The sequence below is a fragment of the Leucobacter holotrichiae genome, assembly GCF_055791005.1.
This window is the reverse complement of sequence record NZ_JBVUAC010000004.1, coordinates 135,431-146,918: the sequence shown is the minus strand read 5'-3', so window position 1 is coordinate 146,918 and position 11,488 is coordinate 135,431. Positions and strand designations below refer to the sequence as shown.

Genomic DNA, 11,488 nt, shown 5'->3' with positions numbered 1-11,488 from the left:
CGTGCAAAAGGGTGAGATCGGGGGTGAGATCCTAGGTGGGAGGGCGGCGCCGATGTAGCAACGCCTCAGAGCAGGCCCCGGCGCTCTCCCTCGAGCACAGCACCGGTGCGTGAGCGCACACCGAGCTTGCGATACAGCGAGCGCAGATGCGTCTTGAGCGTATTCATCGAGATGAAGCCCGTCTGCGCTATCTGCTCACGCGACCGTCCCGCCGCCAACTCTCCCAGTATCTCCAGTTCCCGCTCCGTGAGTACCGACCGCATGTCGAACGAGAACCGTTCCGCCCATCCGGGTAACGAGGGCCAGGCTGCGAAACGGGCCTCGGCGAACGCACGTACCTCACTCGTGAACGCCGCGAGTTCGCGAGGCCTCGGTCCGCCCGGTAAGCGGAGAACGAACCCCAGAACCTCGGCGCATTCCTCTTCCTCGCCGAGGGCGAGATGACTGCCGGCGAGCACCGAGAGGCGGTACACATCCAGCATGCGCAACCCCCGTGTCTCTTGCCGCAGTCCTGCAACGCGCTGCTGCGCTTCACGAGGACGACCGGACAGCAGATCCTGCACCGCTATCGCAAGCCTCGTCACCACCAGATCGCCGTCGGCCTCGGCAAGGCTCCCTCTGGCCTCCTCGAGATTGCCCGACGCGAGCGCGTTTGCGTATCGGCATAGCGCCAACGCACTGCCGTTGAACCCCTCGCCCAGCACTCGCGGCAGCGCGAGGGTATCGAACAGCACGAATCGAGCGTCGCCTTCCTCGACGCGCCCTGCGTCGACGAGGAGTTGCTGCACGGCCACGATGTAGAAGGACCAGAGCTCGCCGAAGTCTCGCATCGGCACACGGTCGAGCAGGCCAAGAGCGTCATCCGGGGTCTCCGACAGCACGAAGGCTTCGACCAACCGCTGAGCCGCATCGTTCGCCGCCTCGACCCAGCTCTCAGTACGGATAACGTCCTCGGCTTCGACAAGCAGGGCCCGAGCGCGATCGGCATCTCCGTAGAGCACCTCGATGATCGCGGATTTCAGACACGCGTCTCGCACGAGGAAGCCGTGTTCCGGAGCGTACCGCTGCACCCGAGCACGTGCGAAGCTCGCGAGCGCCGCGGAAAGATCGCCGGCCAGCATAGCCGTGATGCCGTGCTGCACCGCGATGAACAGAGTCCAGCCACGACTGCGGTCGAGCACCGTCTCCATGCTTCCCAGGTGCTGTTCGAGTGTCCCGATCACGCGCAAGGCTTGCTTCGGTCGGCCCTCGAGCCTCAGTGTGAACATGTGCAGCAATTGCACGAGGCTCGTTACCGGTACGCCCTGCTCATCACCCGAACGGCGCAATTGCTCGATCAGGCGGGAATCCATCCCCAGTGCTCCGCCCATCTCGACGACTGCGGCATCGGCATCGGCATCGGCATCGAGGGAGCGCTCAGGAACCGCATCGCGGGATCCGTCATCGTCGCCGCTCCTCTTCGACAACATCAGCGCGAGGATCTGCAGCAAGGCGCCGGGAGGCTCATCGCGCCGCGAGAGATCGCTGACGATCTCCGCGAAGCGCTCCGGAGCAAGCCCGAACCAACTGGCAATCAAATTGCGCTCGAGGAGCTCCCTCGCTCGAGCGTACCGGCCGTGCGTATATGCATAGTCGATCTCACCGACCACGCGGGCGAGCGGCGTTCGGTCAGTGGCTCGGCGCCCGATCAACGGAGCTTCATCGCGTTGCGCCGCAGCGTCCCGCCTCTCAGACAAGCGCTGCCCCTTTCCGCACGCCAAAGCACACGCTCGTGGCGATAACCCACTCGTCACCCACGGATTCCGACGATCCGCCCCCGCTTGATTGTAAGCAGTGCGATCGATCCCCGTCGAGTCCCACTTCGCAGAGACCGTCTCTCCAGCCTGCCCGGAGAATCAAACCGGTCGAGCGGGTACACTCGGCGGGTGATGCTCACCGAAGCCGCCTGGCGACTCCGCGAGGCCGACCACCAGCGCCGGGCCGACGCTCTCACCGCGGCGCATCGCGAGCGCAAGCAGCGGGGCGAGAAGCATCCGATCGAAGACTTCCTCTGGACCTACTACTCGGTGAAGCCGAGCGAACTGCGGCGCTGGCACCCGGGTGCCGGTGTGCTCGAGGGGGCGGCGGATCGCGCGTCGTGGAAGTACTACCGCGTTCACGGCGAGCGCGACGCGACCATCGACCTCGACGCCTTCTTCGCGCGACGCGGCGGCACCGTCGACTACGTCGACGATCTGCTGCGCCGCACCCTCGACCACGCGCCCCGCTTCGGATGCTTCGGCCTCCACGAGTGGGCGATGGTCTACCGCATGACCCCCGAGCAGCTGCGGCACACGTCCCTCCCGCTGCGCATCGGGCACGAGGCCACCGACCGTGTCGTCGAGGGCCACCCCATCGGCTGCACGCACTTCGACGCCTTCCGGTTCTTCACTCCCTCGGCGGCGCCGCTCAACGCGCTGCAACCGACGCGCGAGACGCAGCCCGAGTTGGAGCAGTCTGGCTGCCTGCACGCGGGCATGGACGTCTACAAGTGGGCCGCCAAACTCGGCCCGATCATCCCCGGCGAGCTGCTGCTCGACTGCTTCGAGCTCGCGCGCGATATCCGCGAGGTCGACATGCAGGCCTCGCCGTACGACGTGACCGGCTTCTTCGGCGCCGACGGTTCACCGCTCACGCCGATCGCGATCGAGACGTCAGAGGGCAAGCGCGAGTACGTGCGCAGGCAGCGCGGCTTCGCCGAGCGGGGCGACGCGCTGCGCCGCCGAGTGCTCGCGGCGATCAGCGTCGCTCGGGCGGCTAGAAGAGCGTAGGCGCGGGTGCACCCGGGGTGTCGAGGGCCGCGAATTCGACGGGTCGGCGAGCAGCCTCGCGGCCGAGCTCCTCAGCTGTGCTGCGCCTCTCGCGCTCGAGACCGAAGCGCCGGATCAACGGGCGGATCCGCGCCGCCAGTTCCATGCGGTACGCCTGCGGGGCGCGACTCGCGCTGCCCGGGTAGAGCCTCCGATACTCGGGCAGGAGCTCCGGATACTCCCGTTCGAGCCAGGCGAAGAACCAGGGCTTCACGTGCGACCTGAGGTGGAGCGCGCCGTAGAGCACCGAGCGCGCCCCGGCGTCGCGGATGTCCTGCAGGAGCGCGCCGAGCTGCGCCGGCGAATCGGTGAGGTGCGGCAGGACCGGCATCAGGAAGACGTCCACCTCGAAGCCCGCCTCGCGCGCCGCGGCGACCGTGTCGAGCCGGGCGCGGGTGGTGGGGGTGCCCGGTTCGATCGACTGCTGCAGTTCAGGATCGCCGACCGCGATCGACATCGCGAGCGCGACGGGGACCCGCTGCCTGGCCTCGGCGAGCGCAGGGAGGTCCCGCCGTAGCAGCGTGCCCTTGGTGAGGATCGACATCGGCGTGCCGCTGCGGGCGAGCGTCTCGATGATTCCCGGCATCAGGCGATAGCGCCCCTCGGCGCGCTGATAGGGGTCCGTGTTGGTGCCGAGTGCCACCCGTTCCCGTGCCCAAGAGGGCCTCGTGAGTTCGCGCCCGAGCACCTCGGCCACGTTGACCTTCACCACGACCTGCGAGTCGAAGTCGCGCCCGGCGTCGAACTCGAGGTAGCGATGGGAACCGCGGGCGAAACAATAAACGCACGCGTGCGAGCACCCGCGGTAGGGATTGATGGTCCAGGAGAACGGCATCGACGACTGGCCCGGCACCTTGTTCAGCGCGCTCTTCGCGATCACCTCGTGGAAGACGAGGCCGGCGAACTCAGGGGCGCGCACCGTGCGCAGGTGCCCGGGCACAGCGGCGACTTCGCCGAGCTCGAGCCCGGGGAGGGCCTCCTCGGCGGTCGCGTCTCGGCGCTGTCCGCTCCATCTCATGGATTCATTCGAACATATGTTCGAATGAATCGCAAGCACGAGTGTCTCGAGCCACGACTTCTGCTCAACGCCGAAGATCCGGCGTATCCCGAACCAGCACTCGCGATCCGATTCGGGATACGCCGGATCTTCGGCGCAGTGCAGGCGCGGGCCGCTACTCCGTGTCCTCGGCGATCTGCGTGTGGTGGTGGATCACCTCGGCGACGACGAAGTTGAACCATTTCTCGGCGAACTCGGGGTCGAGGTTGGCCTCCTCGGCGAGCGAGCGCAGCCGCGCGATCTGGCGCGCCTCGCGGGCCGGGTCCGAGGGGGGCATGTCGTGGGCTGCCTTCAGATGGCCGACCTCTTGCGTGCAGCGGAAGCGCTCGGCCAGCATGTGCACGAGCGCGGCGTCGATGTTGTCGATGCTGGCGCGCAACTGCTCGAGCTGGGCCCGCGGGGTCGGATCGCTCATGGGTGTCTCCAAATCGTCACTCAGCACGGAGGGGTGTCGCACCTGTCGCACTCAGTCGAGCAGATCGTGGCGCACCACGACCTGCTCGCGCTCGGGACCCACCCCGATCGCGGAGATGCGCGATCCGCTCATCGCCTCGAGGGCGAGGATGTACTCCTGTGCGTTCTTCGGCAGGTCCTCGAAGCGACGCGCCCCCGAGATGTCCTCGGCCCAGCCGGGGAACTCCTCGTAGATCGGCTTCGCGTGATGGAAATCGCTCTGATTGACGGGCATCTCGTCGTGGCGCACTCCGTTCACGTCGTAGGCCACGCAGACGGGAATGGTCTCGAGCCCCGAGAGCACGTCGAGCTTGGTGAGCACGAAGTCGGTCACGCCGTTGATGCGAGCGGCGTAGCGCGCGATGGGCGCGTCGTACCAGCCGCACCGGCGCGGGCGCCCCGTGGTCGTGCCGTACTCGTGGCCGACGCTCGCCAGGTGCTCTCCGAACTCGTCGAAGAGCTCCGTGGGGAACGGCCCGGCACCGACGCGGGTCGTGTAGGCCTTGACGACCGAGATGACGCGATCGAGCTGGTGGGGCGGCAGCCCCGATCCGGTGCTCGCGCCGCCGGCCGTCGCGTTCGAGGAGGTCACGAACGGGTAGGTGCCGTGGTCGATGTCGAGCATGGTCGCCTGGCCGGCCTCGAACAGCACGGTCTTGTCGGCCTGCATGGCCTCGTGCAGCAGCAGGCCGGTATCGCACACCATCGGCTCGAGCATCTCGCGGAAGCTCAGCAGGTCCGCGATCACCTCGTCGGCCTCGATGGCGCGTCGGTTGTAGATCTTGACGAGCACCTGGTTCTTGAACTCGAGCGCCGCCTCCACCTTCTGGCGGAGGATGCTCTCGTCGAAGAGATCCTGGATGCGGATGCCGACGCGGTTGATCTTGTCGGCGTAGGCCGGGCCGATCCCGCGCCCCGTCGTGCCGATCTGGCGCTTGCCGAGGAAGCGCTCGGTGACCTTGTCGAGGGTGCGGTGGTAGGCGGTGATGACGTGCGCGTTCGCGCTCACCTTCAGCTTCGACACGTCGACACCGCGGCTGCTGAGCGCGTCGAGCTCCTGCTTCAGCACGCCGAGGTCGATCACCACGCCGTTACCGATCACCGGCACGACGCCGGGAGTCAGGATGCCCGATGGGAGCAGGTGCAGCGCGTACTTCTCGTCGCCGACGACGACGGTGTGGCCGGCGTTGTTGCCGCCGTTGAACTTGACGACGTATTCGACGCGACTGCCGAGCAGATCGGTCGCGCGCCCCTTCCCCTCGTCGCCCCACTGGGCACCGGTGATCAGTACAGCGGGCATCTCAGCCCCTTCCTTACAACTGGTCAGTTACCGGCCCAGTCTACCCGGCGCGGGTCATCACCCCTCGATCGCGGCGATCGCCCCGGGGTCGGCGCCGTTCAGGAACTCGGTGAGTCGCTCGACCTCACCCTGCTCGCCGATGCGGCCGGCGGCCCGGCGGAGCGCGTAGAGCGCGCGCAGCACACCGCGATTGGGCTCGTGCGACCACGGCACCGGACCGGCGCCGCGCCAGCCAGCCTTGCGGAGCGCGTCGAGGCCGCGGTGGTAACCGACGCGCGCGAAGGCGTAGGCCTCGATCTCGTCACCGGCCGCATCGGCGCGGTCGGCGAGGATCACCCACGCGAGCGGCGACTCGGGGTGGTCGCGCACGACGGATTCGGGATCCGCGCCCGGCTGCGACGCGGCCGCCGCCGCGGGATCCTCGCTCAAGAGGGTCGGCTCGGGGCCGAGCAGATTCTCGCCGATCACGTTGCGCCTTTCGAGAACTCAGCGGAAGTTGACGAACTGCAGCGCGACATCCACGTCGGCGCCCTTGAGGAGCGCCATGGTCGCCTGAAGGTCGTCGCGGCTCTTCGAGCTGACCCGCAGCTCGTCGCCCTGGATCTGCGACTTGACGCTCTTCGGGCCCTCGTCGCGGATCAGCTTGTTCAGCTTCTTCGCGGTGGGCTGATCGATGCCCTCCTTGAGCTTGCAGTCGATGCGGTACTCCTTGCCGCTCGCGTAGGGCTCGCCGCTGTCGAGCGCCTTCAGCGAGAGCCCCCGCTTGATGAACTTCGACTGCAGCACGTCGAGCACCGCGTTCGCGCGCTCCTCGGTGTTCGCCTTGATCTGGATGCTCTCGCCCGAGAGCGTCACGTCTGCGCCAACGCCCTTGAAGTCGTAGCGCTGCTCGACCTCCTTGCGGGCCTGGTTGACCGCATTCTCGACCTCCATCGAGTCGATCTTGCTCACCACGTCAAACGAAGAATCTGCCATAGGCACCAGGATACCGGGCCTCGACGCGACCGCCCAGCAGGACGACATATGCAATGTTTCGCAATACGTGGAATAACTCTCTCGAATAGATTGCTACACTCATCTGCGGCCCGGGCTTCACGCCCGCATGCACTCCGCGGATCCGCCCCGCCGATCCCGCGCTCACCCAGCGAAAGGAACACCTCGTCGTGTCGACAACAACGGCCGCCCCCGAAACGCGGCGGCGCCTCCCCAAGTGGATGACCTCCTTCGGCTGGCAGATCCTCGCCGGCCTCGTGCTCGGCCTCGTGCTCGGCGGCATCGCCATGTCGCTCGGCGCAGACGCCGAGGACAACAAGAACGGCCTCCACGCCACCCTCGCCACGATCGGCAGCAGCTACGTCTCGCTGCTGCGCGCCGCGGTCGTGCCGCTCATCTTCACCGCGATCGTGTCGAGCATCGTCGGCCTCCGCCAGGTCACGAACGCGGCCCGCCTCGCCGGCCAGACCCTGCTCTGGTTCGCGATCACCGCGCTCATCGCAGTCTCCATCGGCATCGTGCTCGGCGTGGTCTTCCAGCCCGGCACCACCGCTTCGCAGTCCGAGCTCAAGCCCGAGGACCCCTACACGGTGGGCACGTGGTGGAATTTCCTCACCGGCCTCGTACCCGCGAACTTCCTCGGCCTGGGCGTGAGCGGCAGCGTCGACGCCGAGACCGGCGCATTCACCGGATCGGCCAGCTTCAACGTACTGCAGATCATCGTGATCTCGGCCGCCGTCGGCATCGCCGCGCTCAAGGTCGGCGAGAAGGCCGAACCCTTCATCCGGCTGACCGAGTCCGCGCTCTCGATCATCCAGAAGGTGCTGTGGTGGATCATCCGCATCGCCCCGATCGGCACCGTCGGCCTCATCGGCAACGCCGTCGCCGAGTACGGCTGGGACAAGATGGGATCGCTCACCTGGTTCGTCGCGGTGCTCTACCTGGGCCTCGCCCTGGTGCTGTTCGTGGTGTACCCGATCCTCGTCAAGACCCACGGCCTCTCGGTGAAGCAGTACTTCTCGGGGGTCTGGCCCGCGGTGCAGCTCGGCTTCGTGAGCCGCTCCTCGATCGGCACCCTGCCCCTCACGCAGCGCGTCACCGAGCGCAACCTCGGCGTGCCCCGCGGCTACGCCTCGTTCGCGGTGCCCCTCGGCGCCACGACCAAGATGGACGGCTGCGCCGCGATCTACCCCGCCGTCGCCGCCATCTTCATCGCGCAGTTCTTCGGCATCGACCTCACGCTCGTGCAGTACCTGCTCATCGTGATCGTCTCGGTCGTGGGCTCGGCGGCGACCGCCGGCACCACCGGAGCGACCGTCATGCTGACCCTGACGCTGTCGACGCTGGGACTGCCCCTCGAGGGCGTCGGCCTGCTGCTCGCCGTCGATCCGATCATCGACATGGGCCGCACCGCGGTCAACGTCGCGGGCCAGGCGCTCGTGCCCACGATCGTGGCGAAGCGCGAGGGCATCCTCGACACCGGCCTCTACAACGCGCCGCGCCAGGGCGTCGCGTTCAACGACGACGAGGCCGGCGAAACGGCGCAGGCCCCCGAGTCGGCGCGGACGGGCGCCTCCGAGGGGCTCTCGGCTGACGAGATCCGGGATCCGGAGCCCGCCGCCCGGCAGTAACCCGCTGCGCCGACTCTCGCCCCCGCATCGGCCCGACCCGACCCAACCCGGCCTGCTCCCAACGCGGAGTCCGATTCTGCGGCTTCCCCTCACCGGAATGCAGCAGAATCGGACTCCGCGTTCGCATTGGGCGAGGAAGTCGGCTCGGGCCCGGAGCGACACGAGCACCCCGGACAAGACTCAGGACATTTTCGAGAAAGTTTCCGGCGCGTGTCGATCTCGGCTGTTCCCATTCGACGTCTTCAGTGACAGGGTCGAAACAGCCCTCGAATCGAATGGAGAACATCATGAAGTACATGCTCATCATGCGCGCGACGGACGAGGCCCTCGAGGCGTCCCAGAACATCCCGCTCGAGGAGATGCTCGAGTCCATGGGCCGCTACAACGAGTCGCTCGTGAAGGCCGGCGTCATGGCCGGCGGCGACGGGCTCACCCCGCCCGAGGAGGGCTTCGTGGTCGACTTCTCGGCCGATCCGCCCCTCGTCACCGACGGCCCCTACGGCGAGACGAAGGAGCTGTTCAACGGCTTCTGGATCCTCGACGTGTCTTCGCGCGAGGAGGCTGCGGAGTGGGCCAAGCGCTGCCCGCTCGGTCCGGGGAGCAAGCTCGAGGTGCGCCGCATCCACGGCGTCGAGGACTTCCCCGAGGACAACGAGTGGGTGCAGAAGGAGAAGGAGTGGATCGCCGAGGCCGAGGCGAAGGCTCAGGGCGAGCAGTAGGGCGGCATGGCCGTGGAGGGCAGCGGCGCGGAGCGGGGAGCGGACAGGATTCGGGATCCCGCCCCCGCCCGGCGCGCGGTCGCCGCGGTCTGGCGCATCGAGTCCGCGCGGATCGTCGCGACCCTCACGCGCGCCGTCGGTGATTTCGGCCTGGCCGAGGACCTGGCGCAGGAGGCGCTGGCCGACGCGCTCGCGCAGTGGCCCGACTCCGGGGTGCCCCGCAACCCGGCGGCCTGGCTCACCGCGGTCGCGAAGCGCAGGGCAGTGGATCACTGGCGTCGCGCCGAGCGCTACGACGCGCGGATCGCCGCGATGATGCGGGATCTGGAGCAGGAGCGGGATCTCGGTGCCAGCGGCGACGCGCCGTGGAATCCGGATCGCATCGACGACGAGGTGCTCGGCCTCGTCTTCGTCGCCTGCCACCCCGTGCTCTCGCAGCAGGCCCGCGTCGCCCTCACCCTGCGCGTCGTCGGCGGGCTCGGCAGCGAGGAGATCGCGCGGGCGTTCCTCGTGCCGACCGCAACCGTTCAGCAGCGCATCGTGCGGGCGAAGAAGACGCTCGCGGCGGCGCGGGTGCCGTTCGAGGTTCCGGATCGCGCGGAGTTCCCCGAGCGGCTCACCGGCGTGCTGAGCGTGCTCTACCTCATATTCAACGAGGGGCACACCGCGAGCTCGGGAGACGAGTGGATGCGCCCGGAGCTGGCCCGCGAGGCGATCCGGTTGGCTCGGGTGCTGGTGGGGCTCGTGCCGCGGGAGCCGGAGGCGCTGGGCCTGCTCGCGCTGATGGAGCTGACTGCGGCGCGCTTCCCGGCCAGGGTGACCGCGAGCGGCGAGCCGGTGCAGCTGGACCGGCAGGATCGCACCCGCTGGGATCGCGACGCGATCGCGCGGGGCCGGGCCGCCCTCGAGCGCATCGACGTGCTCGGACGGGGGCGCGGCCCCTACGCGTTGCAGGCCTCGATCGCCGAGTGCCACGCGGTCGCCCCGTCCATCGACGACACCGACTGGGAGCGCATCGTGGTGCTCTACGAGGCGCTCGGCCGTATCGCCCCGTCGCCCGTGGTCGAGCTGAACCGCGCCGGAGCGGTGGCGATGGCCGCGGGGCCTGAGGCGGCGCTGCCGATCCTGGAGCGGCTCGAGGCCTCCGGTGAGCTGCGGGGCTACCACCTGCTGCCGGCGATGCGCGCGGACCTCCTGCGCCGCTCTGGCCGCGAACGGCTCGCTCGCGAGGCCTTCGCCGAGGCGGCCGCGCTCACGGGCAACGCGCGCGAGCGGGCGCTGCTGGAGGCGAAGGCCGCCGGGGAGACGGGGTAAGGGTCGAGGCGCCCGCGCCCACCCTGCGGTGCGCGCGGAAACGCGGAGTCCCGAATGGCTGCTTCCGGAATCGGGGAAGCAGCCATTCGGGACTCCGCGCTGGTCGTCAGGGGAGGATGCGAGCCTGGGCCGGGGCTGCGGGATCCTGCACTGCCGCACTACCCCACCCTCACCCGAGTGCTTCGAGCACCGAGTCTTTCATCAGCAGGTCCTGCAGCGCCTGCAGCCTCGCGGTCATCCGCTGCCCCCTGGGCGTCGCGAGCACCACCTCGTTCGGGGCGATCGGATCGGCGAGCGGCACGTAGGCGACGCGGCCGCCGTCGAAGCTCTCCAGGGAGATCGGACGGCCGCTGAACACCGAGTATCCGAGCCCTCGGGCGACCATCGCACGAACGGTCTCGGGGTTCGAGAACGCCCAGCCCCGCTTCGGGGAGACGTCGGCCTCCTCGAGCAGTCGCTCGATCACACCGCGCGATCCCTCCGGGTTCACCAGCAGCAGCGGTTCGCTCGCGAGATCCTGCAGGGCGACGCGGTCCCTGCCTGCCAACGGGTGGTCCGCCGCGAGTACTGCGTAGGGCACCACCTCGCGCACGGTCCTCGAATCGAGATCCGACTCGAGTTGGCGGCGGTAGAGCAGACATGCGTCGGCCTCGCCCCTCAGCACCATGCGCTCCACGTCGAAGGCGAGCCCGTCCACCAGATCGAGATCGACGAGAGGATGCTCCGTTCGGAAGGCCTCGGCGAGCGCGGGCAGCACCCGGGGCGACAGCGCGCTCGTGCAGGCGACCCGCAGCGGCCCGGCAGCCTCGCTCGCCTCCGCCGCGGCGAGGAGTCCGAGCTCTCGCGCGTCGCTGAGCATGCGGCGGGCGATGGGCAGCGCGCGATCCCCGCTCTTCGTGAGGCGCACACCCTTCGCCGTTCGCCGTACGAACAGCTGAATACCGAGACCCCGCTCGAGTTCGTTGAGCGCAGTCGACACCGCTGCCTGGGAGGCCGAGCACCGCAGCGCAGCCGCGCTCACGGTGCCGGTGTCCGCTGCCGCTACGAAGTACTCGAGCTGACGAAGGGTGGCCGTATTCATAAACAAAACCTGATATATGGATTAATTTTATTCATTTTACATAAGGTCGCTTCCTGCCCACACTTGAAGAGTTCTCAACCTCACGTCCGGT

Annotated in this window: 11 protein-coding genes; 4 read left to right on the top strand and 7 right to left on the bottom strand. The window is 68.5% G+C overall.

Annotation, left to right across the window (positions count from 1 at the left end):
- Positions 1 to 65 precede the first annotated feature (65 nt).
- On the bottom strand, positions 66 to 1,649 hold the full coding sequence (locus AC0KXF_RS07305) for a helix-turn-helix transcriptional regulator (RefSeq protein WP_473108539.1): 1,584 nt from the start codon (positions 1,647 to 1,649) through the stop codon (positions 66 to 68).
- A gap of 279 nt (positions 1,650 to 1,928) precedes the next feature.
- On the opposite strand from AC0KXF_RS07305, the gene AC0KXF_RS07300 reads away from it, so the two are divergent.
- Positions 1,929 to 2,810 carry a 3-methyladenine DNA glycosylase gene (locus AC0KXF_RS07300; RefSeq protein ID WP_473108632.1) on the top strand — a complete coding sequence of 294 codons (882 nt, stop codon included), beginning with the start codon at positions 1,929 to 1,931 and terminating at the stop codon, positions 2,808 to 2,810.
- Here the strand turns inward: AC0KXF_RS07300 and AC0KXF_RS07295 are convergent.
- From AC0KXF_RS07295 to AC0KXF_RS07275, 5 genes are all read right to left on the bottom strand, one after another.
- The gene (locus tag AC0KXF_RS07295; protein ID WP_473108538.1) at positions 2,797 to 3,867 is read right to left on the bottom strand and encodes an Rv2578c family radical SAM protein; all 1,071 of its coding nucleotides are present in this window, start codon (positions 3,865 to 3,867) and stop codon (positions 2,797 to 2,799) included. The two genes, AC0KXF_RS07300 and AC0KXF_RS07295, sit on opposite strands and share 14 nt — an antisense overlap.
- Positions 3,868 to 4,021: 154 nt before the next feature.
- Positions 4,022 to 4,321: a chorismate mutase gene (locus tag AC0KXF_RS07290; RefSeq protein ID WP_473108537.1), complete on the bottom strand. Its 300-nt coding sequence runs from the start codon at positions 4,319 to 4,321 to the stop codon at positions 4,022 to 4,024.
- A 51-nt stretch (positions 4,322 to 4,372) separates the two neighbouring features.
- The gene (locus AC0KXF_RS07285) at positions 4,373 to 5,659 is read right to left on the bottom strand and encodes an adenylosuccinate synthase (RefSeq protein WP_473108536.1); all 1,287 of its coding nucleotides are present in this window, start codon (positions 5,657 to 5,659) and stop codon (positions 4,373 to 4,375) included.
- 57 nt (positions 5,660 to 5,716) lie between these two features.
- Positions 5,717 to 6,127: a DUF3151 domain-containing protein gene (locus AC0KXF_RS07280; protein WP_473108535.1), complete on the bottom strand. Its 411-nt coding sequence runs from the start codon at positions 6,125 to 6,127 to the stop codon at positions 5,717 to 5,719.
- A gap of 18 nt (positions 6,128 to 6,145) precedes the next feature.
- Positions 6,146 to 6,634: a YajQ family cyclic di-GMP-binding protein gene (locus AC0KXF_RS07275; RefSeq protein ID WP_223042866.1), complete on the bottom strand. Its 489-nt coding sequence runs from the start codon at positions 6,632 to 6,634 to the stop codon at positions 6,146 to 6,148.
- A gap of 239 nt (positions 6,635 to 6,873) precedes the next feature.
- Between AC0KXF_RS07275 and AC0KXF_RS07270 the strand changes: the two genes are divergently transcribed.
- From AC0KXF_RS07270 to AC0KXF_RS07260, 3 genes are all read left to right on the top strand, one after another.
- Complete coding sequence (locus AC0KXF_RS07270) at positions 6,874 to 8,283, top strand: dicarboxylate/amino acid:cation symporter (RefSeq protein WP_473108631.1); 1,410 nt, start codon at positions 6,874 to 6,876, stop codon at positions 8,281 to 8,283.
- Between the two features lie 287 nt (positions 8,284 to 8,570).
- A complete protein-coding gene (locus AC0KXF_RS07265) occupies positions 8,571 to 9,002 on the top strand; it encodes a YciI family protein (RefSeq protein WP_473108630.1) in 432 nt (143 codons plus the stop codon).
- Positions 9,003 to 9,008: 6 nt separating this feature from the next.
- Positions 9,009 to 10,316, top strand: a complete 1,308-nt coding sequence (locus AC0KXF_RS07260) for an RNA polymerase sigma factor (protein WP_473108534.1) — start codon at positions 9,009 to 9,011, stop codon at positions 10,314 to 10,316.
- Between the two features lie 169 nt (positions 10,317 to 10,485).
- Here the strand turns inward: AC0KXF_RS07260 and AC0KXF_RS07255 are convergent, their stop codons facing one another.
- Entirely contained in the window at positions 10,486 to 11,397 is a 912-nt protein-coding gene (locus AC0KXF_RS07255) for a LysR family transcriptional regulator (protein WP_473108533.1), read from the bottom strand.
- Positions 11,398 to 11,488 lie beyond the last annotated feature (91 nt).